Source organism: Actinacidiphila sp. bgisy167 (genome assembly GCF_057707665.1).
Window position 1 is genome coordinate 30650 of the sequence record NZ_JBYIQP010000041.1, and the last position, 23292, is coordinate 53941.

Consider the following 23292-nt stretch of genomic DNA (forward strand, 5'->3'; position numbering starts at 1 on the left):
GACCGGTTCCCGGGTTCCGAGCTGTATACCAAGTCGCTCCCGGCGAGCCGACGGCGCCCGCCTGCGCGAAGTGCCCGGAGCGCTCGGTTCCCAGTGAACCGGCGCGTGCCCTTCGGGGCCAGTCGAGGTTGCGGTGACGCTGTGCGCGTCGCATCGCGGTGGGCGTGCCTCCGCCCGCATCCGGGGGAAGCACGCCCACCACGGCGCCGCGTCAGGCCACGGGCTGGGCCACCCGCAAGCGCTCGGCTCCGGTGTACACGTTCGCCGAGCGGCCGCGCAGGAAGCCCACCAGGGTCATCCCCGTCTCGGCCGCCAGGTCCACGGCGAGGGAGGACGGCGCGGACACCGCGGCCAGCACCGGGATGCCCGCCATGGCCGCCTTCTGCACGAGTTCGAAGGACGCCCGCCCGCTGACCATGAGCACGGTGCCCCGCAGCGGCAGCAGCCCCTCCTGCAGGGCGTGGCCGACCACCTTGTCGACGGCGTTGTGGCGGCCCACGTCCTCACGCAGGCACAGCATCTCGCCGTCCGTCGTGAACAGCGCGGCCGCGTGCAGCCCGCCCGTGCTGTCGAAGACCCGCTGCGCCGCCCGCAGCCGGTCGGGGAGGGTGAAGAGCACCTCGGAGTCGATCTGCGCGTCGTCCTCGGCCACGCTCCAGTGCTGCGTGGTCCGCACCGCGTCCAGGCTCGCCTTGCCGCACAGGCCGCAGGAGGAGGTGGTGTAGAAGTTGCGCTCCAAGGAGACGTCCGGGAGGGCCACCTTGGGCGCCAGGGCGACGTCGACGACGTTGTAGGTGTTGCCTCCGTCCGCTGTGGCGCCGGCGCAGTAGCGGATGCCCAGCACGTCGTCCGGACCGTGGATGACGCCCTCGCTGACGAGGAAGCCCACCGCGAGGTCGAAGTCGCTGCCCGGGGTGCGCATCGTGACCGTCAGCGCGCGGCCGCCGACGCGGATCTCCATCGGCTCCTCGGCGGCCAGCGTGTCCGAGCGGTGCCCGGGGACCCCGTCCCTGATCCGCAGCACCCGCCGCCGCGCCGTCACCCGGCCCATGCCGCCGCCTCCAGTCGCACGACGACGCCCTTCGAGGTGGGGCAGTTGCTGATGTCCGCGACGCTGTCCAGCGGGACCAGGACGTTGGTCTCGGGGTAGTACGCGGCGGCCGACCCGCGGGAGGTGGGGTAGGGCACCAGGCGGAAGGACTCGGCCCGGCGCTCGCTGCCGTCGGTCCAGACGCTCACCAGGTCCACCGTCTGCGTCCCGGTGAGCCCCAGCTCCTCGATGTCCTCGGGGTTGACCATGACGACCCGGCGGCCGCCCCGGATGCCGCGGTAGCGGTCGTCCATGGCGTACGGGATGGTGTTCCACTGGTCGTGGGACCGCAGGGACTGCAGGATGAGGTGGCCCTTCGGCGCCTGCGGCGCCTCGAAGTCGTTGCGGGTGAAGACTGCCTTGCCGCTCGGCGTCCGGAAGGTCATCTCGTTCACCGGGTTCGGCAGCCGGAAGCCGCCCGGCTCGGCGACGCGCCGGTTGAAGTCCTCGAAGCCCGGAACGACCCTGGAGATCCGGTCCCGGATGGTGCCGTAGTCGGCCTCGAACTCCTGCCAGTCGATCGCCGGGGTGCCGCCGAGGGTGGCCTGGGCCAGCCGGGAGATGATCGCCACCTCGCTCAGCAGGTCGGGGGAGGCCGGCGGCAACTTGCCCCAGGAGGCGTGCACCATGCTCATGGAGTCCTCGACGGTCACGAACTGCTCGCCGCTCGCCTGGACGTCGCGGTCGCTGCGGCCCAGGGTCGGCAGGATCAGCGCGGTATCACCGCACACGGTGTGCGAGCGGTTGAGCTTCGTGGAGATGTGCGCCGTCAGCCGGCAGCGGCGCATCGCCCGCTCCGTGACCTCGCTGTCGGGGGTCGCCCGGATGAAGTTGCCCGCCACCCCGAGGAAGAACTTCGCCTCGCCGTCGCGCATGGCACGGATGGCGTCGACGGAGTCGAGGCCGTGCTTGGCGGGGGGTGTGAAGCCGAACTCCCGCTCCAGGGAGTCGAGGAAGCTCTGCGGCACCTTCTCCCAGATGCCCATGGTGCGGTCGCCCTGCACGTTGCTGTGGCCGCGCACCGGGCACGCACCGGCGCCGGGCCTGCCCAGGTTGCCGCGCAGCATCAGGAAGTTGACGATCTCCCGGATGGTCGGCACACCGTGCTTCTGCTGCGTGACACCCATGGCCCAGCAGACGATGACGCTCTTGGCCGCCAGGACGCGCTCGTGGACCTGCTCGATCTCCTCGCGCGTCAGGCCGGTGGCCGTCAGCACGTCGTCCCACGACGTCTTGCGCGCGTGCTCGGCGAACTCCTGGAAGCCGGTGCTGTGCTCCCGGATGAAGTCGTGGTCCAGGACCGTGCCGGGAGCGGCGTCCTCGGCCTCGAGGAGCAGCAGGTTCAGCGCCTGGAAGAGGGCCAGGTCGCCGCCCGCGCGGATGTGCAGGAACTGGTCGGCGATGACCGTGCCGCGCCCGATGATGCCGCGCGCTTTCTGCGGGTGCTTGAACCGCATCAGCCCGGCCTCGGGGAGGGTGTTGACGGCGACGACGCTTCCGCCGCGCCGCTTGGTCTCCTCCAGCGCGGACAGCATGCGCGGGTGGTTGGTGCCGGGGTTCTGACCCACGACGAAGATCAGGTCGGCCTCGTATATGTCGTCCAGGCTGACGGTGCCCTTGCCGACGCCGAGCGTCTCGTTCATCGCGGCGCCGCTGGACTCGTGGCACATGTTGCTGCAGTCGGGCAGGTTGTTGGTGCCGTAGGCACGGGCGAAGAGCTGGAGGAGGAAGGCGGCCTCGTTGCCCACCCGTCCGGAGGTGTAGAAGAGGGCCTCGTCCGGGGAGTCCAGGCCCCGCAGCTCCTCGGCCATCAGGGCGATGACATCGTCCCAGGTGATGGGCTCGTAGTGCGCCGAGCCCGGCCGCTTGACCATGGGTTCGGTCAGTCGGCCCTGCTGGTTGAGCCAGTAGTCGGACTTACGGCCCAGTTCGTCGATCGTGTACTGCTCGAAGAACTCGCGCCGCACACGGTGCGAGGTGGCCTCGTCGTTGATGTGCTTGGCGCCGTTCTCGCAGTACTCGTTCATGTGCCGCTTGCCCGGCGCCTCCTCGGGCCAGGCGCAGCCGGGGCAGTCGATGCCCTTGGCCTGGTTGATGTTGAGCAGGGTCAGCATCGTCCGGCGGGGCGAGGTCTGGCTCAGCGAGTACTGGAGCGCGTGCCTGACCGCGGGGACACCGGTCGCCCAGGTCTTGGGCGGGGTGATCTCCAGGTGCTCGTCCGTTGGGTCTTCCGCGGCGCTCATGCGTGCCCTGCCTTCCCGGCTCCCGACCCTGCGGAAACCGCAGCGAATACCGATTCCAGGGAAAGCTAGACCCGCTTTACCCGCCCGTCAAAGAGGCCGTTCCTTTCGCTTGATAGGCGGCGCCAATGAAGGATCGGCCTCTGCGAGAAGGGGCGTCCGCGCCATCGGAAGGCGGGAGACGGTGGAGCGATCCCCCTGGTCCAGCGGGCTGTTCACGTGCCGGGGAAAGCGGCGGAAAATGCGGGCACACAGAACGATGCACACCATGTGCGCCATCCGGATATGCCCCGGGACGTCTGCCACACCGCGCACGCGAATTCAGTCGCCCGCGGGTTCCGCGCCGCCTCCGGCGGCCGCGTCAGGATGCCGAGACCGGGGTGTCCGCGGAGATCCGGTACAGCACATTGGGACGCAGCGGCCCTTCGGGGGCGAAGGGGTCGTCGAAGTCGTCGGCCGGGTCGCGGGTCATGCCGATGCGGCGCATGACGGCCTGGGAACGGAGGTTCCCGGCCGTGGTCACGGCGAGGATCTCGGGGAGTCCCAGGGCGCCGAAGCCGAAGCCGAGGACCGCTCGCGCGGCCTCGGTGGCGTAGCCCTTTCCCCAGGCGGCGCGGGCTAGGCGCCAGCCGATCTCCACTCCCGTGAAGGGCAGGCCGTCGTCTACTCGGTCCAGGCCCGCGAAGCCGGCGAACTCGCCGCTCGCCTTGATCTCCACCGCCCACCAGCCGTAGCCGCGCTCGTCGAACTCGGCGAGGAACCGGGCCACGGAGGCGTCGCTCTGCTTTCGGGTCAGCGGCTCCCCCAGGTGCTCGCGGACCTCCGGGTCGGCGTTCAGCGCCGCCCAGGGAACGAGGTCGCGGTCGCGCCAGCGGCGCAGGAGCAGTCGTTCGGTACGCAGTTCGATCACGCCGCCAAGCCAACGGCAGCCACGGCTCTCGGGCAAACGGTTTTCCAGCTGAGTTGCGGATTGAAATTCAGCTGCCTAGATTTGAGGGAACCTGCCCGTACCAGCAGAAAGAGCGCCCCATGGACATCAAGGACTCCGTCGCCGTAGTGACCGGTGCGGGGCGCGGCCTCGGCCGCCACCTCGCCACCCAGCTGCTCGAGAGGGGCGCCGCCAAGGTCTACGCCGGCGTCCGCAACCCCGAGAACGTCGACCTGCCGGGCGTCGAGCCGCTCCACATGGACATCACCGACCCCGAGTCCGTCGCCAGGGCAGCCAGGACCGCCTCCGACGCCACCCTCCTGATCAACAACGCGGGTGTCAGCACCCACGTGGGCCTGACCGAGGGGAGCATGGCCGACATCCGCCTGGAGATGGAGACGCACTTCTTCGGCTCGCTGGGCGTCACGCGGGCCTTCGCGCCCCTGATCTCGGCTAACGGCGGCGGAGCCGTCCTCAACGTCCTGTCGGTCCTCTCCTGGGTGCACCGCCCGGCGTACGGCGGCTACAGCGCGGCCAAGGCCGCGGCATGGGCGATGACCAACGTCGCCCGGCAGGAGCTCGCCCCGTCCGGAGTCGACGTCACCGCTCTGCACGTGGGCTTCATGGACACCGACATGGCGGACCATGTCGCCCCCGAGGACAAGGTGGACCCCGCAGTGGTGGCGAGCCTGGCCCTGGACGGCATTGAACAGCGGGCCCTCGAGGTCATCGCCGACGACCGGAGCCGCGCCGTGCGGGCCGCCCTTTCGGGCGGGCTGGAACTGCTCTACCCCGGCCTGCCCGCGCCGAAGGCCCACTGACCGGACAGCGGCGCGGATCGCCCGCCACCTGCCGCCCCGGGCTTCACGGCTGACCTCGGGCGGTACGCGGCGCGCCCGCCGGCGCCCCGGGCCGCCCGCACCTGCCGCCCCGGGCGGCCGCCTGCCGTGGCCGGTGCCCGCCCAGTCCGCGTCGCCTCGTCGGCGACGCTGGCACCGCGTGGGGGCGGCCCGGCGACCGCGCGCTGCACGCCGTCCGGTCCCCCGACGTACCCGGCGGGAACGGTGCGACCCCGACGTCTTGGAGCACCTCGCCGCGGCAGCGGCCATGACCGGCGTGCGATGCCTTCCGCGGGGCCGACCGCCCTCCCCGCACCGCCCGGCCGCCCGGCCGTCCCGCCCGCGGCGCGGGACGGCCGGCGGCCCCGCGCGCTCCCCGCCCCCACGGCCTCGCCCCAGCGCCGTTCCCGTCACTCGGCCCCGGTTCCCCGTCGCGCCACCGTCGCCGCAGGTCGGCGCGCCAGTCCAGGCACGGGCCTGAGCCGCCCGCGGGCCACCCCATCAGCCGTACCGGGCCGATCCGCGGCCACCGGTGGCCGTGCCCCCGGGGACCCGCGCCCATCGGCCGATCCGGGCATCGTCACCCGCGTGCCGTGCGCTCTGGAGTGGCGGGGCGTCAAATCCGTCCATAGCGTCTGTTTTCGGCTGATCACATATCACGGAGAGCAGGTGCACACATGAAGCTCTGTCGGTCCCGCAGGGCCGTCGTCGCGGCGGCCGCCACGGCGACCATCGTGGGAGGCGCGGTCGCGTGCGGCGGCGGGTCGCAGCCCACGGCCTCGCAGTCCGCTGACGCCGAGAAGAAGATCACCGTCCGCGCGGGGGAATCCATCCAGTCGGCGGTGGACCGCGCCGAGCCCGGTCAGGTCATCGACATCGCGGCGGGCACGTACCAGGAGAGCGTCCAGATCAGCACGCCGCGGCTGACGCTGCGCGGAGCGGGCACGGGCACCGTCATCAAGCCGAGCGCCAAGCGCACCGAGAACGCGTGCGCCAAGGCGGGTGAGGGCATCTGCGTCACCGGTACGGCGCAGAAGAACGCCTCCGACGTGACACTGGATTCGCTGACGGTCACCGGCTTCAAGAAGGCCGGCATCCACGCGTCCCGGGCCGACGGGCTCAAGGTCCTCCATGTCACCGCGCATGACAACAAACTGCAGGGCATCCTCGTCGAGAAGTCGGTCCGCACCGTCTTCCGCGACAACACCGCCCACAACAACGCCGAGTCCGGCATCTTCCTCGCCAACTCCATGGACACCGAGGGCGGTGCGCTCGAAACCCAGGGCGCCGTCATCGACGGCAACAAGCTGACGGAGAACCGGATCGGCGTCGGTCTGCGCCGCGTCCGGGGCGTCACGGTCGAGAACAACCAGATCACCGGCAACTGCGGCGGCGTCTTCGTCGTCGGCGACGAGGGCGTCCCGCGCGGCGGCGCGCTGACCGTCACCCACAACACGGTGACGGGGAACAACAAGTACTGCGCGCCCAACGCCCGCCTGCCGTTCATCCAGGGTACGGGCATCCTGCTCACGGGCGTCGAGAAGACGGTCGTGACCAACAACGACGTACGTGACAACAGCGGCACGTCCCCGATGTCCGGGGGCATCGTGCTCTTCGGCAGCGTGGTGGGCACGTCCAACTCCGAGAACACCATCCGCGACAACGTCGCCCGCGGCAACAAGCCGGCCGACCTCGCCAACCGCGACCTCAAGGGCAAGGGCAACACCTTCGTCAACAACACCCTGGAGACCACCGAGCCCAAGCAGCTGGTCGACAGCGCGCCGAGCAGTGCTCCCAGCGCCGCGCCCAGCAGCTGACGCTCACTGACCGGGCAGCCGACGGAAGACCGGCCGGGCCCACATCGGCGGGTCCGGCGGCGGTCCCGGCGGCGCGGGGACGGCCGCCGGCCTGGGGGCCGGCCGGGTCGCCTCGTGGCCGAGGGCACCGCCCCGCAGGGCCGCCGCGTCCGGTCCGGTCGCCGCCGCCCGCAGTGCGCCCACGAACTGCAGGCAGGAGTCGTAGCGGTCCTCGGGCAGCTTCGCGAGCGCCCTGGCCATGACGTCGTCCATGGCCGGCGGGAGGTCCGGCCGCCGCTCGGTGAGGGGTGGCGGCTGGTCGTACTGGTGCGCCCACAGCAGGGCCATGTCCTCCTCCCGCTCGAAGGGCAGGCCACCGGTCAGGCTCTCGTAGACGACACAGGCCAGGCTGTAGAGATCGCAGCGGCCGTCCACCGGCCGTCCGGAGATCTGCTCCGGCGCCACGTAGTCCAGGGTGCCGACGAACTCGCCGACGGTGGTGAACCCGGTCAGCGACAGCGACTTCTTCGTCAACCCGAAGTCGGTGAGGTAGAGGTGCTCGGGGTGGTCGCTGTCGGTGCCCTTGGCGACGAGCACGTTCCCCGGTTTCACGTCGCGGTGCACCAGGTCGTGTTCGTGCGCCGCGTCCAGGGCGGAGGCCACCTGGGCGCCGATGCGCAGTGCCGTCGCGACGGGCAGCGGACCGTCCCGGTCGAGCAGCGCCCGCAGGTCGAGGCCGGAGACATAACGCATCGCGATGTAGAGGACACCGTCGGTCTCGCCGGCCTCGAAGATCGGCACGATGTGGGGGTGGTCGATGGCAGCCGCCACCCGTGACTCGTGCGTGAAGCGGCGGCGGAAGGTGTCGTTGCGGGCGAGCTCCGGGGCGAGCAGTTTCAGCGCCACCGTGCGGTCGAGCCGCAGGTCGCGGGCGCAGTACACCACGGCCATACCGCCGCGTCCGATCTCCCGCTCGACGCGGTAACCGGCGATCTGGGCCCCGATGGGCCCGGCGGACCGGCCGGCGTACACACTCACGTCCCGAGGAACCGATTCCATCGCGACCACCGCCACGCGGCTGGACACCGGGGGGCCTTCGTCCCCGCTCCCTCCAGCATTCCATCGACCGCGCCCCCGCGCTTCGCGGCCCCGGGACACCCGGGCCATGGGACGGCCCCCGCGGTGACCGCCCCTGCCCGTGGCGGGGCGGTCACCTCGTGCCGTCGCGGTCAGCGTCCCGCGGCGGCCACCCGCGGCCCCGGCAGGGCGAGCGAACGGCGGCGCACCAGCGTGGGGTTGACGGCGGACGGCGGCCTGCGCAGCCGCGTCGCCTGCTCGTAGTCGTACGCGTAGCCGAGGAGCAGCGGCTCGCTCCAGGCCCGTCCGAGGAAGGTGATGTTGAAGGGCCGGCGGTCGGCCGCGCGGTAACCCGCCGGGACGGTGACGGAGGGGTAGCCGGCCTTGGCGCCGATGGAGGAGCTGCCGCTGTTCACGAACAGCAGGGCGGTGACGTCGTGCGCGGCCATCAGGGCGTCGATGCGGTCCCTGCTCTCCTCCAGGTCCCGGGCGCGGGCGGCCCGGTACTCGGCGGTGTCCGCGCTGTCCGGCGCGAGGTCCCTGGCCTGCGCGGCGAGCGCGAGCGTCTGCCCGAACTTCAGGGCGACGTCAGCCTGCGCCGCATTGCGGGCGATCACATCGGCGAGGGTGCGCACGGGTGCGCCCTCGGGCAGCCGGGCGAGGTAGGCGTCGAGGTCGCGCTTGAACTCGTGGCTCAGCACCGGGGAGGCGACGTCGTAGCGGCGGCGCGCCTCGAGGCCGAGGGCGACCAGTTCGGCGCCGCGCCCGGCCAGGGCCTCCAGGGCCGCGTCCCACAGGAACCGTTCGTCCGTGCCGTCCTGCGGGATCTGTTCCGCGACGACGCCGATGCGTGCCCCGCGCAGGGCGTCGGACGACAGGTCGGCCGTGAAGTCGTGGCCCTCGAGCGGGTTGCCGGAGGTGGCCGGATCCTCGGGATCGGTGCCGGTGAGGACGGTCAGCAGGGCGGCGGCGTCCGCGACGGTCCGGGTCATCGGCCCCGCGGTGTCCTGGCTCGAGGCGATGGGCACGATGCCCGTGCGGCTGACGAGGCCGAGGGTGGGTTTGACCCCGACGCCCGACGTGGCCGACGCGGGGCTGAGGATCGACCCGTCCGTCTCGGTGCCGATGGTGACGGCGGCCAGTCCGGCCGCGGCGGCCACCCCGGAACCGGCGCTGGAACCGCTGGGTGTCACGCTCAGGTCGTACGGGTTGAGCACCTGGCCCGCCAGCGAGCTGTAGCCGCTGGGCATGCCCACGGTGAGGTAGTTGGCGAACTCGGTGAGGTTGGCCTTCCCGAGGATCACCGCCCCCGCCTCTCGCAGCCGGGTCACCAGCGGGGCGTCCGCGCCGGGGAAGGATTCGGCGAGGACCACCGAGCCGGCGGTGGTGGGCATGCCGAGGACGTCGATGTTGTCCTTCACGAGCACCGGTATGCCCAGCAGCGGCCCGCCGGGGCCGCCGGCCGCCCGGCGCTCGTCCGCCGCCACGGCCTCCTCCAGCGCGGCCGGGTTGACGCAGCGCACCGCGTTCAGGGCCGGGCCGCCCACGTCCAGGTCCTCGATGCGCCGCAGGTAGGCGCGGGTGAGGGAGACGCTCGTGGCGCGGCCCGAGGCCATGAGGGCGGTCAGCTCGGCGACCGTCGCGACCTCCAGGTCGGCGGGGAACGACTCGACATCGGGGGATCGGGCGCCGGCCGCAACCGGTTCGGAGGCGGGATTGCCGGAGGTTCCGGGGGTGACGTTGGCGAGGCTGATGACGCCCTCCTGGGTGAGTGGTGCGCTGCGCGACCGGGTCCGTTGCGCCCCGTACGGCCGTCGCCGTACGGGGCGTGCACCATCATCCTCACAGGAAGCGGCGGATGGGCGCGGTGGCCGCCTCCTGGACGCGCTCCAGGGCGGAGCGGGAACGCCAGCGGGCGGCGTCGACGCGGTCGCTGCGGCGCAGGTCCTCGTCGAAGTGGGCGTCGATGCCGGAGGTGAAGGACTCGTCGAGAACCGCCAGCATCACCTCCTCGTCATGGTCTAGAGAGCGGCGGTTGAAGTTGGTCGAGCCGATCAGGGTGGCGACACCGTCCATGGTGATGACCTTTGCGTGCATCATCGTGGGCAGGTAGTGCCAGATCCGCACCCCGCAGTCCAGGAGCCGCTGGTAGTAGCGCTGCCCGGCCAGTTGGCAGACCCGCTTGTCGGTGTACGGGCCCGGAAGCAGTATCTCGACCTCCACCCCGCGCGCCGCGGCGTGGCAGAGCAGGCCGACGAAGTACGGGTCGGGCGCGAAGTACGCGGTGGCGAGCCGTATGCGCCGCTCGGCCGAGGTGATCACGACGCGGAGCAGGGTGCGCATGTCCTGCCAGCCCACACTCGCCGAGCCGCGTACGACCTGGACGATCGCCCCTCCGCTCTGCTCGTGCTCGGTGAAGCGGTCGCGCTCGTCGAAGAGCCCGCCCTGCCGGCACTCGGCCCAGTTCTGGGCGAAGGCGGCGGCCAGCCCGTCCACGGCGGGTCCGGTGACCCGGACGTGGGTGTCCCGCCATTCGCCGGGATGGCGGGCGTCGCCGCACCACTCCTCAGCGATGCCGACGCCGCCGGTGAAGGCGGCCTCGGCGTCGACCACCAGGACCTTGCGGTGGCAGCGGTGGTTCTGCTTGAACGGCGAGAGCCGCACGGGCTTGCGGAACCAGGCGACGTCCACGCCGGCCCGGTCCAGGTCCGCCAGCAGTTCCCGCTCGATCAGCCGCCCGCCGAAGCCGTCGAGCAGCAGCCGCACCCGCACCCCCTCCGCCGCCTTGTCGGCCAGCGCGTGCGCGAAGTCGCGCGCGATCCGGCCGCGCCAGTAGACGAAGGTCGTCATGTCGACGGTGTACTTGGCCCCGCGGATCGCGTCGAGCATCGCGGGGAAGATCTCGTCCCCGTTGCGCAGGGCCTGCAGGCGGTTTCCCTCGGTCGCGGCGATGCCGATCAGCCGTTCCAGGCGGCGGCGCAGTTGCTGCGTGCGGTCGGCGGCCGAGCGCTCCTGCCGGCCCCCGTCCCTGTGGTCGGTCTCCTCCAGCGAAGCGCCCGTGCCGTCATGACCCATGCCGTCGTGCCCCCCGGTTCCGGTGCCGCGGCGGCCCGTCCGGCCGCGGTGTCGCGTGGCGTACTCCAGCCGTATGCCCGTCCGGAGGCGGCTTATCCGAAAGTGGCTACCCGTGCACGTGAGGCTGGGGGGACTCCTTTGCGCTCGTGCTCCGCAGTACCCGGGCGCGGCCCCGCAGCGGCACCGTCGCCGCGAGGAGCCCGCCCGCCTCCGCACCGAGCGGAATTCCGCCGAACGCGCTACTGGCAGTCGTTTCACAGGGCATCCATCCTTTGCGGATTGACCGCCAGACTTTCGGCTGTTCGTCGCACAGGAGGCACGACACCTCCTCTACCTGCACTTTCCTCTCCCATAGAGCGCTTCTTTACCGATGGCGGAATTTCCGTTGACCTCTACTTGCCGAGCGGATTACACGCCGATGAGAAACGCGCCATTCGGCCTGTGATGTGCAACTCCTTTTCCTTTCCAGCGCCTCCCCGGACCTAACATCGGGACATACGCGACGGACATTCCTGTACATCAGTGAAGAGGTGACACCATGCCGATCCCCGTGTCCCAGGCCCTTGTCGAGCAGGGGCGGACGGCCGCCGACAAGGCCACGGCCCTCCGTAGCCCGGGCCGCTACCTGGTCAGCTCCCTGCTGGCCGGCGCGTTCGTCGGGGTCGCGGCGGTGCTCCTGCTCACGGTCACCGGACCGCTCGCGGCGGCCGGCTCGCCGTTCACCAAGCTCATCCAGGGACTGCTCTTCGCCGTGGCGCTCACCTTGGTGGTCTTCGCGGGCGCCGAACTCACCACGGGCAACATGATGACGACCGTCCAGGGCGTCGTCGTCCGCAGCCTCAGCGGAGCCAACGCGGTGGCCCTGATCATCGGATCGTTCGTGGGCAACCTCATCGGGTCCGTCCTGTTCGCCCTGGTCGTGCACGGCAGCGGCGTCATCACCTCGGGCGCCGCCCCCGGGCACGCCGCGCCGGCCCTCGCCCTGCTGACCTCGCTGCTCAAGACGAAGGCGGCGGAATCGGGCGGAGCGCTCTTCTTCCGCGGCGTGCTCTGCAACTTCCTGGTCTGCCTGGGCGTGTGGATGGCCGCGCGGACGAAGTCCGACGGCGCGAAGATCGCCCTCATCTTCTGGGCCCTGCTGGCGTTCGTCGGCTCCGGCTTCGAACACGTCGTGGCCAACATGACGTACTACTCGCTCGGGATGTTCGAGCACGTGCCGGACGCGACAGCAGCCGGCTTCGCGCGCAACCTGCTGTTCGTGGGCCTCGGCAACCTCGTGGGCGGCGGCCTGCTGGTCGGCGCGGCGTACGCGTTCGTGGGCCGCGGCGGGAAGGCGAAGCCGACGAACGGGCCCGTGCCCGTCGAGGCACCGGAGTCGGTGAGCTTCTGAGCGGCGCGGCACGGTGCGGCGTCGGCCCCGGGAGGCCGACGCCGCACCGTGCTCGCCGCTGTACGGCACCGGTCCGGACGACGAGGCGGACGTCCGGTTGACCGCCCGCCCCGGAACGGCTCAGCGGTGCGCCGTGCCCCCACCGGTCGCCATGGCCCGGGCGATGCGGCGGTTGGTCTCGTCCCAGACCTCCTGAGGCAGCTTGGGCAGTACGTCGTCCCAGAGGGGCAGGCAGGTGCCGCGCATCTGCATCATGCCCTCCGGCCTGGCGATCAGGAAGACGTGCAGGTGAGCTCCCCCGTCGCCCCACTTGTTGACGTGCACTCGAGCGATGCCGCCCAGCGACATGACCGCCCGCTCCACTCGCTGCAGCATCGGCCCCAGCTCCGCGGCCCGTTCCGGCGGCAGGTCATCCAGGTCGTAGTGGCCACGCGGCTGCAGCAGCACCGTCGCGGGGAGTGCGGCCGGCTCGTCGGAGACGCTCAGCCGCCAGTGCTCGTCCGTCCACAGGAAGTCGGTGTCCGCACGCGCGCAGCCCCGGCACCCCTCGGGACCCGACTCGCCGAACCGGGGCGGCTCGGGCAGCGTCGGCCCCTCAAGGACCTTGATCCGCAGATCCCCTTCGTACGGAAAGACCTCCCAGAACGGGATGCCGTCGGCGGGGAAGGGGATGCGCTCGCCGATCGGCAGCCGCTTGACGTAGTCGCTTGCTTCCATGTCCATGATCCACAGAGTCGCACACCTGATCGGCCGCGTGAGGCCGTCAGCACACCTCTGTCGGCAGTCACGGACACCAGGCCGGCGACGCCGGCAGATCGACTGTCCGTTGAGCCAGGTCCCCGGGAGCATGGCCCGAACCGCCTCCAGCGCCTCCTCGGTCCGCGCCCGCACAGGAACGCAGCCCTCCTCGTCCTGGAGCAGCACGTCCGCACCGAGGAACCAGCGGGTGCCCTCGAAACCCGTGGCGGGGGCCCGCGCGTCCCACGGCTCCGCTGAGCGACGCCGACGCCGCCCCGACGCAGCGGATGACGCTGCGCAGGCGGTGGTCGCGTACGGGGAGCCGTCGGTCAGGCGCGGCGGGCGGCCCAGACGGTGCGCTCGGTGCGCAGGACGAGATCCTCGCGGCGCAGCAGGCTGTGCGGGCTGTCGGTGTCCAGGAGTTCGTCGAGTGCGGCGAGGTCCTCCGGGCTGAGGGCGGGGGCTGCGACGCCGCGGACGCGCTGCAGGCTGCCGTGCGCGTAGCGGCCGATCGCTTCGCTGCGTGTGCCTTCGATGTCGACGGTGACGGTGCGCTTCTCCTCGACGGTGAACCCGGCGGCGGTCAGCATGGGGCCCCAGTCGGCACCGCGGTGCGGCACGCGCTCGGCGTGGAAGCTGTCGGTCGCGGCATGGGCGCGCTCTTCGAGCCCGGGCCGGTTCTCGGGGGCCTGGGCGGGCAGGAAGCGAGGGAAGCCCGCGAGCTCGACGACCACGAACAGGCCGCCGGGGGCGAGCAGTTCGTGCACGCTCCGCAGGGCGTGGCCGGGGTCGGCCATGTGGTGCATCGAGGCCGAGGCCCACACCAGATCCGGCGTCCCGAGGTCGGGCCAGCCACTGGCGTCCAGGTCGGCCGGCACGGTCAGGACCTGACCCCCGACACCGAGGGCGCGCGCCCTCTCTCGCAGGAGCCGGAGGTGTCCGGCCGAGGCGTCGACGGCGGTGACGTGGGCGTCGGGGAAGCGTCGGAGGAGCGCGAAGGTTCCCGCGCCGGGGCCGCAGCCGAGGTCCACGATCCTCCGCGGCTCGTTCCTCAGCGGCAGCCACGCGATGAGGGACGCCAGGTGCTCGGCGAGCACCTCGGCGTCCAGGTCGAGCATCTGTGCCTGACCGGCGTCGTCGTGCCTGTCGTGGCCGTGGTCGTGGTCGGCGTGGTGACCGCCCCCGCCGTGGTGGGTGGCGTCCTGGCGTGTTCGGGTCATGGCCTCACCCTAGGAGGGCCATGCGCCGAACGCATGATTGCTTGCGGGATACGCAAGAGGAGGGCTCGCCCCGCTGCGCGCCACGCAAGAGCGCCGCCTGCGGCCGGCCGTCGGCGCGCCCGGCGGCCCGCTTATGCGCTGGGTTCCCGGGCGCCCTCACCGGTCGGCCGCGGAGGCGCCGCGCTCACCGTCCTTCTGGTGGCCGCGACGGGCGTCGCGATCGAAGATGCCCAGGATCTCGCACGGTCCGCCCTCGGCGCCTATGGCGTGCGGCATCATGGTCGGGAACTCGGCGGCTTGGTCGGCCTCGATGCGAAGGCGCCGGTCGCCGAGCATGAGGACGGCGGTGCCGGACAACACCACCAGCCATTCGCGGCCGGGGTGGGCGCGCATGCGGGCCGGGTTGCCGGGCGGCGGGTCGGTCATCCGCTGACGCGTCACGCTCATCCCGGGGACCGCCCTGACGGGCCAGCGCATCAGGCCGTGGGCTGCGTCGATCATCGGGCTGATCACGACGTCGTCGGCGGCGCTCTCCACGAGCTGGTCCAAGGTGGTGTCCAGCGCCCGGGCGAGCGTGACCAGCTGGTCCAGGGCGAGGCGGCGCTGGCCGTTCTCGATGCGGCTCAGTGAGGACTGGCTGAGGTTGGCACGCCTGGCCAGCTCCTCCAGGGACCAGCCCTGTGCGACGCGCAGTGCGCGCAGCCGTCTGCGTACGAGGCTGTCCAGCTGCCCGTCGTCTTGCGTCATGAGCAACATGCTATGCCGTGAATGCAACACCGGGATGGTCGGTGGGCTGGTCCGCCCGCCAGCTCGCCATCGCCCAGCAGCCGTCAGGCGCCCTTCGGGGCCAGCGGCGGGACAAAGAACCCCCCCCTCCTCAGCGTTCCTCGACCCAGCGTGCGGTGTGAAGGAACGCTGCGTTCAACGCCCTTGGTCCGCTCAGACGTCTCCCTCGCCGGTACTCGCACGTACACCCGCGATCGCCACCGCCTGCCCGCTCACCCGCACCCTTGGGTCCGTGGTGGACGCCTCGACCCGGAGCAGACTGGGGCGACCGAGGTCCTGCCCCTGACGGATGGTGAAGGCGCCGGCGGGCGGGAGGGCGCCGAGGGCGCGCAGATAGCCGCCGAGGGCGGCGGCCGCGGCGCCGGTGGCCGGGTCCTCGACGACACCGCCGATCGGGAACGGGTCGCGCGCGTGGAAGAGCTCCGCTGCCTCACGCCAGACCAGTTGGAGCGTCGTCCAGCCGTGACGGCGCATCACCTCGGCCAGAGCGTCGAAGTCGTAGTCGAGGGCAGCGAGACGCTCGCGGGTGGCCACCGCCAGAACCAGGTGTTCGTTCCCACCGAACGCGACGTGCGGCGGAAGTGCCGGGTCGAGGTCGCCCGGAGACCAGTGCAGGGCCGCGAGGGAGGCGCTCACCTCCGTGTCGCTCGCCGGTCGGGAGCGGGTGGGGACGCTGGTGAGCGTCGCCGTCACGGAGCCTTCGGGCTCCGCGGAGGCGTCCTGGGCGGTGTCCACGGCGATCTCGCCCACCGGCGTGTCGAAAAGGAGCGGGCCGGGGCCGATCCGCTCGGCCAGGGCCACCGCGGTGGCGACGGTCGCGTGGCCGCAGAAGGCGACCTCGGCGAGCGGACTGAAGTAGCGCAGCCGGAACCGGCGCGCCGCACGGTCCGCGACGGTGACGAACGCCGTCTCCGAGTACCCGATGCCGGCGGCGGTCGCGAGCATGGCGGCGTCGTCCAGTGCGGCCGCGTCGAGGACGACGCCGGCCGGGTTGCCGCCGGCGGGGTCGGTGGTGAAGGCGGTGTAGCGCAGGATGTCGGGACGTGTCATCAGGCTCATGCCCCTACCGTGGCACCGATGAGGCATCCCTACAAACGATGGAAATCGATCGAATCCATCGTCATATTCGATGGCAGCGGCTATCGTCCGCAGCATGGACACCCGACTGCTGCGCACCTTCGTCACCGTCGCCCGGACCGGGAACCTGACCGCCGCCGCGGAGCGCCTGCATCTCGTCCAGTCCACCGTCACCGCCCACGTGCAGGCCCTGGAGAAGGAGCTCGACCTGCGCCTGTTCGACCGGCTTCCGCGCGGCGTGGTGCTCACCGGCGCCGGACGCGATGCGCTGGCACAGGCCGAGGAGGTGCTGGAGGCCGAGTCCCGGCTCCGCGCGGTCGCCGCCTCGGCCGGTGGCACGGACGGCCGGGTGAGCGGACGCGTGGTGCTCTCCGCCGGCGAGTCGCTGGTGTCCGCACGGCTGCCGGCCGTCATCGCCGCGCTTCGGCGCAGCCACCCCCGGATCGAGGTGGACCTGCGCACGATGGGGACCGCGACCGCCGTCGCCGCGCTCCGCACCGGCGAACTGGATCTGGCCCTGCTGCTGGAGGACGAGGTCGCGTTCCGCGACATCGAGTGCACGGCGCTGGCCCGGGAGGCGCTGGTGCTCGTCTGCTCGTCCGAGCACCCCGCCGCCCGCGGCAGCACCGACTGGGCGGAGCTGGCCCGCGAGGACTACTTCCTGCACGAGCAGGGCTGCTCGTACAGCGACCGCTTCGTCGAGCGGCTGCTCACCGCCGCCAAGGGCGCACCACCTCGGATCACGCGCTTCGGCAGTCTTGAAGCCGCCAGGTCCTGCGTGGCCGCGGGCCTCGGCCTCAGCCTGCTGGCCCGCGCCAATGTCGAGGACGCGCTCGCGACGGGCCGTCTGACGCAGGTGTCCGGCCCGCGTTTCCCCGACGTCACCGTCCTTCTGGCCCGCCACCGCCGGCGCTGGCTCTCCCCCGCGGCGGCAGCGCTCCGTGCAGAGCTGCCGCACCATTTCCCCCGCTGAGGGCGGTCACGCCTTCCGCGCGGTCGCGGCCAGGGGCGGGAAGCCGCGATCAGGCTGCCTGCCCGCAAGCCACGCCGTCTCTCAGGTGATCAGCCGGGCCGGGATGGTGGCCGCGTGCATCAGGGCCTCCAGCGGCCCTCGCCGGAAGATCCGGGTCCAGGCGAGAGCCAGCACCATCGCGGCCGCGACGAAGGAGAGCAGGACCGGCAGTGCGGCGGAGTCGGGCATGTCGTCGACACCCAGGACACCGATGGCGACGATGTGCCCGACGTACGCGGTCAGCGAGATCGAGCCGACGGCGATCACGGGCGCGACCACCCACCGCACGCGCGCCCGTTCCGCCACGGCCAGGCATCCGCCCAGGACCACGAGCGCGACCCCGGTGTTCCCGAGGATCGAGAACGTCGTCTGGCTGTGCGGAGCGGCCACCAGCATCCAGGACGGCGTGTCGACGACCTGGTTGCCGTATGTCTCGGACAGCGCGTCCGACCACCAGGCCGAGCCGGCCGGTGCGCCGTCCGCGGCCGCGCTGATCGCGGCCCGCGCGCCGGTGGCCAGGTGCAGGGCCACCCAGGAGCCGCCGTAGCCGAGCACGGCCAGACCCGCGCCGCACACGGCGACTTTGGCGCGCACACCGGGTCGCCGCAGGTCGAGCCGGGCGACGGCCATCCCGCCGATGAGGAAGGACACCCAGGTCACCACCGGGTAGTCGCCGGTGATCAGCAGCTGCAGGAATCCGTCCGAGCCGGTGAGCCGGGCCAGCGGATCGTGCGCGATCACCGCGTCGCCCCAGCCCCCGTTGTCGATGGCGACCCGCAGGACGTACAGGAGCTGTGGCAGCACGAGCGCGGTGACCGCAGCGATCACCGCAAGCGTGCGGGCCCGCAGCCGGTACAGGGGCAGGACACAGAGGAAGGCGAGTCCGTAGTACGACAGGATCACGTCGACGGAGGTGCCCACGTCCGTCAGCAGGGACCCCAGGACGATGAGGACGGCGGCCCGGATCACCACCCGGCCCACGGCCTGCCGCCCCGCGCGGCCCGTACGCGGCTCCGGCCGCCCGGTGAGCAGGACCAGGGAGAACCCGGCGAGAAGGGCGAACAACGCCGAGGACCGACCCCGCGCCAGCTCCATCACCCAGCCGAGCGGGCCTCCCACGGAGGGGTCGGGACCCACGTGGGCGGCGAACATCCCTGCGATGGCCAGGCCGCGCGCAAGGTCGACACCGATCAGCCGTCCGGCCGCCGCGGGGCGGAACGGGGAGCGGGCCACCGCGGCCTTGTCGAACTCTGCCGGAACCTCTGCCGGAGCCTCTGCCGCGACGGGTGATGCGTGGGTCATGCGCCCCAGACTCGCGGTGCCACCGGTCCCGCGCCAATCCGGCAGGTGCCGGGACTCCCCCCGCCAGGCGGCTGGTCCGCGCGTGTGTACCGGGGCAACGGTCGCGCGGGCCACGCGGAGTCCGCGGCCGGGCTCGCTCCGGCCTCCCGGACCCGGTTCCGCAGGGTCTCGGTCTCGGAATGGATCCCCAGATCGGCAGCGACCTGCCGAAGCGTCGCCTCGGAATGCGACTGGTGGGAGCGCGACCGCGTCCGCCGTGAAGTGCGGCGGATAGTTCTCCGTGACCCACGAGACGTCATTCTCAGATCCTCAGGATCCAGTGTCTCGTGTGTCCAAGATCAGGGGTCAAGGCCCAAGAAGGGAACGTTCGTGATGCCCAGCCGAGCGGCCCAGCCTCATCCGCACGTACCTGGGCGACGTCGCTCGCCGGTCAGCACCGCGCGGACCTCCGCCTCATCGAGGCCGGCGCGAACGGCGAGCTCCACTTGGTGCCGCGCGTCGTGAATCCTCTGCCCCGCCGCGAAGTCGGCCTCGTAGAACAACGTCGACAACGTCTCGGCATGGCCCTAAGTGGCGGCCAGGTGGACAGCACACTTCTTGAGCGTGTCCAGGTATACGTGCGCCTCCATCTGGCAGACCTCGATCTGACCGCTGAGCGTATCGCAGCCGAGCACAGCGTTTCCGTACGCTGGCTCTACCGGACCCTGTCCCGGGCGGGAATCACCCTTGGCGAATGGATCAGGACGCAGCGTCTCGAAGAATGCAGGAGGGAACTGGCTTCGCCGGTGCATCAGTTCATGACGATCGAGGCCATCGCCCACCGGTGGGGCTTCGCCAGCGCACCCCACTTCAGTCGGGTCTTCAAGACGGCGTACGGCGTGAGCCCCCACGACTTCCGGTTGGGTCGGAGTGGGCTTTCACCGGAGACACACCATCTCCGGCAGAGCGCTTCGGACGGACCACGCTGACCGTACCGGGTCCACGGGTCCACGTGGAAGGCGAACCCGAGCCGCCCCGCGCCCCGCTCGGAACGTTCGACTGTGAGCGCGTCAGACGACCAGGCCCCCGCCGGTTGCCGATCCGGCAGGGGCCCTGCTTTGTGCGTTGCCGCAGGTCAGCCCATGCGCGTATCCCGCTCGACATCCTCGGCCGCTTCGCGGGCGATGCCGCCCGGGAGGTCGTGCTCGCAGACCACGACCTCCCGTGCGCCCGTGCGCTCCTTGATCCGCAGCAGCGCCAGGGCCCTGGCGCGGATCACGTCGACCCGGCCCGGGTGCATCACCGGGATCGCCGCACGCTGCGACCTCCCCCGGGGCCGCCTTCGCCTACCTCACCGCGTGGATGGTCCGCCCTCCTTGCCCGGGCAGGTCACCAGCCGGTGATGCGGGGCCAGCGCGCTTGGATCACCGGGGCGGGCTCCGTGCCCTTGCTGCTGTCGACGACGTGGTAGCCGTGGTGCTGGGCGGCGGTGGCGCAGGCGTGGTTGGGCAGGATACGCAGCCGGGTGCCGACCGGCAGGTCGGGCAGGTCGGTGCCGTCGCGGGCGGTGAGGGTGCCATGTTCCTGGCTCGCGGCCGTCATGACCAGGTTCGGGATGAGGTGGCCGGCCATGTCGGTGACCAGACCGTAGCCCTGGTCCTGGGCCTGGGCGGCGGTGCCGCGGTCGCGGGACATGGCCATCCAGCCGCCGTCGGTGACGATCCACCCGTACTCGGGGCGGTGGCCGATGACGGTGACGACCACCGAGAGGGCGAGGTCCTGCACCTGGCAGACGTCGAGGCCGGCCATCACCAGGTCGAAGAACACGTAGTTGCCGGCCCGCAGTTCGGTGACCCCGGTGAGGTCCTCGGCCGCGTGCGCGGTGGGGGTGGAGCCGACGCTGACGCAGGCCACGGGCAGACCGGCCGCACGGAGACGTTCGGCTGCGGCAACCGCGGTGTCACGTTCGTTCTGTGCGGCCAGGCGCTGTTCTTCGGCGCTGTAGGCGAAGTACGACTCGCCCGCGTGGGTGAGCACGCCGTCGAGGCAGGCCGCGTCGTGCAGGATGCGGCCGATCTCCGTGAGGGCGGGGTCGTCCGGCTTGAGACCACCGCGGTGGCCGTCGCAGTCGATCTCGATCTGGGCCGGGATGGGCAGGCCGGCCTGGCCGGAGGCTTCCGCGACGAAGACGGCCTGCTCGATGCTGTCCAGCAGGACCCGCACGGTCACGCCGCGGCGCAGGAGAGCGATGACGCGGGGGAGCTTGTGGGGGTCGATGCCGACGGCGTAGGTGATGTCGGTGTAACCGCCGTCGGCGAACGCCTCGGCCTCGGCGAGGGTGGAGACAGTGATGGGACACGTGTTGCCGTCGTTCAGGAGCGCGGCGACGTCGAGGCTCTTGGCTGTCTTCATGTGCGGGCGGAGGGTGACCCCGAGCCGGCTGGCCCTGGCCTGAAGGCGCTCGATGTTGCGCAGGCTCTTGTGCACGTCGACCACGGCGAACGGGGTGTCCGGATCCATCAGGGTCTGTGCGGCGGAGGCGGGGAGGGTGGTCACAGGGAGATGTCCATCTTCTTCAGGAGGGCCAGAGCCAGGTAGAGGTCTTGCAGTCCGATCCCGGAACTGTCGAAGATTGTGATGTCACGGTCATCGGTGCGTCCTTGGGCGCGCTGGGTGAGGACCTCGCCGAGGGGGATGAGGACGGTGTCCTCGGGTGCGTGCTGGCTTTCGCCCATGCGGCGTGCCTGCTCGGGCAGGTCGCAGAACACCCGTGCGCGGGCGAACAGGGCCGGGGGCAGCTCCCGCTTTCCGGGGGCGTCGGCTCCCATGCAGGACAGGTGCGTGCCGGGGCGGACCCACTCGGCCTCGAACAGGGGCGAGCCTTCGGCTCGTGCGGTGGTGGCGGTGACGATCACGTCGGCGCTCGCACAGGCTTCCTCGGCACCGGCCGCACGCGCCGTGTGTCCCTCTGCGGTGAGTGCGGCAGCCACGGTCGCAGCGCGGGCCCTGTCGCGTCCCACGATCAGGATCTCGCCGATCGGCCGGACACGGGCGACGGCCCGCGCCTCATAGGCGGCCTGATGGCCGGTGCCGAAGACGGCAAGGGTGGCGGCTCCGGTGGGGGCGAGCAGGTCGACGGCGAGCGCGTCGGCCGCTGCGGTCCGGTAGGCGTTCGCGGCACCGAGCTCCAGGACGGCGGCGATCCGGCCGATTCTCTGATCAAGCAGCAGGAAAGTGGAGTGGTGGCGCGGCAGCTCGTGTTTCAGGTTGTCCGGCCAGTAGGTGCCGATCTTCACTCCGGCATGCGTCGCGGACGCGGACGGCTTGAGCGTGAACCGGTTGCGGGGATCGGAGCCGTGCACGGTCAGAGAAGGAAAGACCACGCCCTGCACCGTCGCGGCGAAGGCCGCGCGGGCCGCGTCCAGAGCCAGCTCCTCGTCCACGAGCACAGCCGTCTGTTGCTCGGGAATGAACAGCAGGCCACGGCCTGCGTCCGACGGTGGGCCGGAACTGGGCGGACAAGCAGGTGCGGAGTGTGCGGCCGGTCCGGTGTCGGTCATGTACTGCCCCTTCACTTGGCGTAGTTGTAGACCGTGGCCCGGGACACGCCCAGTAGGTCCGCGATGGTCTGCGCGGCGTCGCGCCCCTCGAAGTAGCCCTCACCCTGCAGCTGCCGCACGAGCGCCTTCTTGTCGTCCCGACTCAGTGACCGGGGGGTGGCACCGCGCTCCGCGGCCAGCGCCTCCACAGTTCGGCGCAGCTCGCGCACGTTGCGGTCCCGCAGATTCTCCAGCGGGTGCTCGCGGTGCTCGACATCGGTGGCCACGAGGTTCGACAACGCCAGTGTCACCGGCGACAGGACGGACACGTCAAGGTTCAGGCACAGGGCCGCGATGTACTGTCCCGCCGCGTTCTTGATGCCGATCGACGTGCTCTTCACCGGCCGACCGTCGGGAAACTGGTTGGGGTAGTTCTGGATCACGCTCGGGTACTGCGGATCCGCGATGCGGGCCAAGCCCAGCTCCGTGGCCGAATCCCCGACCTCCCGGCCGGAGAGGTTGTTCTCGATCACCCGAATCGCCTGCTGGGGGTCCCGCAGGTCGTGCAGCACCACCTCACACAGCCCGGAAAACATGCGGCCCAACGCCACAGCGATCTTCTCCGCCTCGCGGATGAGGTGCTCATCGGCCTCGTCCGCAGCGACGGCCACGGGACCCCCGCCGTCGCCCTCCGGCTGCTCAGCCACGGGATGCTCCATGGCCCGCCTCCATCCTGGACTGCAATTCCATCTTTAGACATTGATGCTAAAGCATCCTCCGAGCCGCGCTCAACCCGGCCGGCGAGAGCGATCAACCTGGGCGTGCACGGGCAGGCTTGGGACAAGAGGTCATGCGCATGCCATTGCCGCTCATCGCAGCTCACACCCAACTCCGCCGTACCCAGGCTCTCGCCGAGGACCTCCGTCGGCCCTGGGAGCGTCGCACCACGCCGCCTCACCCACGCCCGAGTACGGCGGGGTTTCGCACCGTCCGCGGGTTCCCGACCCGCCTGCGGCTGTTCTCCACCGCCGCCAGCAGCTTCCCGTCCCTACGAGCAACACCACCGAACCGGAGCCGTGGAACCCGCCGCCCACCCGACGCGACAGACGGGCCACCAGCCTGTCACCTGCAGAAATCTCCGACCCGAACGAGCCGAAAGGGCCCGCCAGCAAGCTGACGGACCCAAATGCAAGATCGAGGCTAA

At 71.6% G+C, this 23292-nt stretch carries 18 protein-coding genes and 2 pseudogenes; 5 read left to right on the top strand and 15 right to left on the bottom strand.

The genetic code is table 11. The annotated features are described in order from the left end of the window. Positions 1-211: 211 nt before the first annotated feature. The 3 genes from fdhD to AC3ET4_RS17355 all read right to left on the bottom strand — a co-directional run bounded on the left by fdhD (position 212) and on the right by AC3ET4_RS17355 (position 4240). A complete protein-coding gene (gene fdhD / locus AC3ET4_RS17345; protein ID WP_431950248.1) occupies positions 212-1051 on the bottom strand; it encodes a formate dehydrogenase accessory sulfurtransferase FdhD in 840 nt (279 codons plus the stop codon). Further along, a complete protein-coding gene (locus tag AC3ET4_RS17350) occupies positions 1039-3333 on the bottom strand; it encodes an FdhF/YdeP family oxidoreductase (RefSeq protein ID WP_431950250.1) in 2295 nt (764 codons plus the stop codon). Before AC3ET4_RS17350 ends, fdhD begins: the two co-directional genes overlap by 13 nt. Before the next feature lie 358 nt (positions 3334-3691). Further along, the gene (locus AC3ET4_RS17355; RefSeq protein ID WP_431950251.1) at positions 3692-4240 is read right to left on the bottom strand and encodes a GNAT family N-acetyltransferase; all 549 of its coding nucleotides are present in this window, start codon (positions 4238-4240) and stop codon (positions 3692-3694) included. 119 nt (positions 4241-4359) lie between these two features. On the opposite strand from AC3ET4_RS17355, the gene AC3ET4_RS17360 reads away from it, so the two are divergent. Then, complete coding sequence (locus AC3ET4_RS17360; RefSeq protein ID WP_431950253.1) at positions 4360-5079, top strand: SDR family oxidoreductase; 720 nt, start codon at positions 4360-4362, stop codon at positions 5077-5079. Between the two features lie 695 nt (positions 5080-5774). Then, positions 5775-6914 carry a right-handed parallel beta-helix repeat-containing protein gene (locus AC3ET4_RS17365; protein WP_431950255.1) on the top strand — a complete coding sequence of 380 codons (1140 nt, stop codon included), beginning with the start codon at positions 5775-5777 and terminating at the stop codon, positions 6912-6914. Positions 6915-6917: 3 nt separating this feature from the next. Here AC3ET4_RS17365 and AC3ET4_RS17370 read toward each other — a convergent pair whose 3' ends face one another. The 3 genes from AC3ET4_RS17370 to AC3ET4_RS17380 all read right to left on the bottom strand — a co-directional run bounded on the left by AC3ET4_RS17370 (position 6918) and on the right by AC3ET4_RS17380 (position 11045). Beyond that, positions 6918-7952, bottom strand: a complete 1035-nt coding sequence (locus AC3ET4_RS17370; protein WP_431950281.1) for a serine/threonine-protein kinase — start codon at positions 7950-7952, stop codon at positions 6918-6920. 170 nt (positions 7953-8122) lie between these two features. Then, entirely contained in the window at positions 8123-9586 is a 1464-nt protein-coding gene (locus tag AC3ET4_RS17375; RefSeq protein ID WP_431950257.1) for an amidase family protein, read from the bottom strand. Between the two features lie 226 nt (positions 9587-9812). Beyond that, positions 9813-11045, bottom strand: coding sequence for a phospholipase D-like domain-containing protein (locus tag AC3ET4_RS17380; protein ID WP_431950259.1), 1233 nt, complete (start codon positions 11043-11045; stop codon positions 9813-9815). A 538-nt stretch (positions 11046-11583) separates the two neighbouring features. Between AC3ET4_RS17380 and AC3ET4_RS17385 the strand changes: the two genes are divergently transcribed. Next, positions 11584-12435, top strand: a complete 852-nt coding sequence (locus AC3ET4_RS17385; RefSeq protein ID WP_431950261.1) for a formate/nitrite transporter family protein — start codon at positions 11584-11586, stop codon at positions 12433-12435. 120 nt (positions 12436-12555) lie between these two features. Here AC3ET4_RS17385 and AC3ET4_RS17390 read toward each other — a convergent pair whose 3' ends face one another. From AC3ET4_RS17390 to AC3ET4_RS17405, 4 genes are all read right to left on the bottom strand, one after another. Continuing rightward, positions 12556-13158 carry an HIT family protein gene (locus AC3ET4_RS17390; RefSeq protein ID WP_431950263.1) on the bottom strand — a complete coding sequence of 201 codons (603 nt, stop codon included), beginning with the start codon at positions 13156-13158 and terminating at the stop codon, positions 12556-12558. A 344-nt stretch (positions 13159-13502) separates the two neighbouring features. After that, positions 13503-14393, bottom strand: coding sequence for a class I SAM-dependent methyltransferase (locus AC3ET4_RS17395; RefSeq protein ID WP_431950265.1), 891 nt, complete (start codon positions 14391-14393; stop codon positions 13503-13505). 156 nt (positions 14394-14549) lie between these two features. After that, positions 14550-15140 (bottom strand): helix-turn-helix domain-containing protein, encoded by a 591-nt coding sequence (locus AC3ET4_RS17400; RefSeq protein ID WP_431950267.1) that lies wholly within the window; start codon positions 15138-15140, stop codon positions 14550-14552. Between the two features lie 192 nt (positions 15141-15332). Continuing rightward, positions 15333-16238 carry a PhzF family phenazine biosynthesis isomerase gene (locus AC3ET4_RS17405; protein WP_431950269.1) on the bottom strand — a complete coding sequence of 302 codons (906 nt, stop codon included), beginning with the start codon at positions 16236-16238 and terminating at the stop codon, positions 15333-15335. 94 nt (positions 16239-16332) lie between these two features. On the opposite strand from AC3ET4_RS17405, the gene AC3ET4_RS17410 reads away from it, so the two are divergent. Beyond that, on the top strand, positions 16333-17229 hold the full coding sequence (locus AC3ET4_RS17410; protein WP_431950271.1) for a LysR family transcriptional regulator: 897 nt from the start codon (positions 16333-16335) through the stop codon (positions 17227-17229). 81 nt (positions 17230-17310) lie between these two features. Here the strand turns inward: AC3ET4_RS17410 and AC3ET4_RS17415 are convergent, their stop codons facing one another. Then, on the bottom strand, positions 17311-18570 hold the full coding sequence (locus tag AC3ET4_RS17415) for a DUF418 domain-containing protein (protein ID WP_431950273.1): 1260 nt from the start codon (positions 18568-18570) through the stop codon (positions 17311-17313). Positions 18571-19154: 584 nt separating this feature from the next. On the opposite strand from AC3ET4_RS17415, the pseudogene AC3ET4_RS17420 reads away from it, so the two are divergent. Then, positions 19155-19538: pseudogene (locus tag AC3ET4_RS17420) on the top strand (helix-turn-helix transcriptional regulator); the annotation flags it as partial. A gap of 146 nt (positions 19539-19684) precedes the next feature. Here AC3ET4_RS17420 and AC3ET4_RS17425 read toward each other — a convergent pair. The 4 genes and pseudogenes from AC3ET4_RS17425 to AC3ET4_RS17440 all read right to left on the bottom strand — a co-directional run. Further along, a pseudogene (locus AC3ET4_RS17425) lies at positions 19685-19870 on the bottom strand (exopolyphosphatase); the annotation flags it as partial. A gap of 68 nt (positions 19871-19938) precedes the next feature. Beyond that, the gene (locus AC3ET4_RS17430; protein ID WP_431950283.1) at positions 19939-21069 is read right to left on the bottom strand and encodes a DSD1 family PLP-dependent enzyme; all 1131 of its coding nucleotides are present in this window, start codon (positions 21067-21069) and stop codon (positions 19939-19941) included. 32 nt (positions 21070-21101) lie between these two features. Beyond that, positions 21102-21992 carry an ornithine cyclodeaminase family protein gene (locus AC3ET4_RS17435; RefSeq protein ID WP_431950275.1) on the bottom strand — a complete coding sequence of 297 codons (891 nt, stop codon included), beginning with the start codon at positions 21990-21992 and terminating at the stop codon, positions 21102-21104. A 128-nt stretch (positions 21993-22120) separates the two neighbouring features. Continuing rightward, positions 22121-22807 (bottom strand): helix-turn-helix transcriptional regulator, encoded by a 687-nt coding sequence (locus AC3ET4_RS17440; protein ID WP_431950277.1) that lies wholly within the window; start codon positions 22805-22807, stop codon positions 22121-22123. Positions 22808-23292: the final 485 nt, after the last annotated feature.

Bases quoted from the DNA above. Each gene is read 5' to 3' on its own strand.
- AC3ET4_RS17405 (WP_431950269.1), bottom strand. From the start codon at position 16,238: ATGAGCCTGATGACACGTCCCGACATCCTGCGCTACACCGCCTTCACC.
- fdhD (WP_431950248.1), bottom strand. From the start codon at position 1,051: ATGGGCCGGGTGACGGCGCGGCGGCGGGTGCTGCGGATCAGGGACGGG.
- AC3ET4_RS17430 (WP_431950283.1), bottom strand. From the start codon at position 21,069: ATGGATCCGGACACCCCGTTCGCCGTGGTCGACGTGCACAAGAGCCTG.
- AC3ET4_RS17380 (WP_431950259.1), bottom strand. From the start codon at position 11,045: ATGGGTCATGACGGCACGGGCGCTTCGCTGGAGGAGACCGACCACAGG.
- AC3ET4_RS17365 (WP_431950255.1), top strand. From the start codon at position 5,775: ATGAAGCTCTGTCGGTCCCGCAGGGCCGTCGTCGCGGCGGCCGCCACG.
- AC3ET4_RS17415 (WP_431950273.1), bottom strand. From the start codon at position 18,570: ATGACCCACGCATCACCCGTCGCGGCAGAGGCTCCGGCAGAGGTTCCG.
- AC3ET4_RS17375 (WP_431950257.1), bottom strand. From the start codon at position 9,586: ATGGCCTCGGGCCGCGCCACGAGCGTCTCCCTCACCCGCGCCTACCTG.
- AC3ET4_RS17390 (WP_431950263.1), bottom strand. From the start codon at position 13,158: ATGGACATGGAAGCAAGCGACTACGTCAAGCGGCTGCCGATCGGCGAG.
- AC3ET4_RS17395 (WP_431950265.1), bottom strand. From the start codon at position 14,393: ATGACCCGAACACGCCAGGACGCCACCCACCACGGCGGGGGCGGTCAC.
- AC3ET4_RS17370 (WP_431950281.1), bottom strand. From the start codon at position 7,952: ATGGAATCGGTTCCTCGGGACGTGAGTGTGTACGCCGGCCGGTCCGCC.
- AC3ET4_RS17350 (WP_431950250.1), bottom strand. From the start codon at position 3,333: ATGAGCGCCGCGGAAGACCCAACGGACGAGCACCTGGAGATCACCCCG.
- AC3ET4_RS17440 (WP_431950277.1), bottom strand. From the start codon at position 22,807: ATGGAGCATCCCGTGGCTGAGCAGCCGGAGGGCGACGGCGGGGGTCCC.
- AC3ET4_RS17360 (WP_431950253.1), top strand. From the start codon at position 4,360: ATGGACATCAAGGACTCCGTCGCCGTAGTGACCGGTGCGGGGCGCGGC.
- AC3ET4_RS17385 (WP_431950261.1), top strand. From the start codon at position 11,584: ATGCCGATCCCCGTGTCCCAGGCCCTTGTCGAGCAGGGGCGGACGGCC.
- AC3ET4_RS17410 (WP_431950271.1), top strand. From the start codon at position 16,333: ATGGACACCCGACTGCTGCGCACCTTCGTCACCGTCGCCCGGACCGGG.
- AC3ET4_RS17400 (WP_431950267.1), bottom strand. From the start codon at position 15,140: ATGACGCAAGACGACGGGCAGCTGGACAGCCTCGTACGCAGACGGCTG.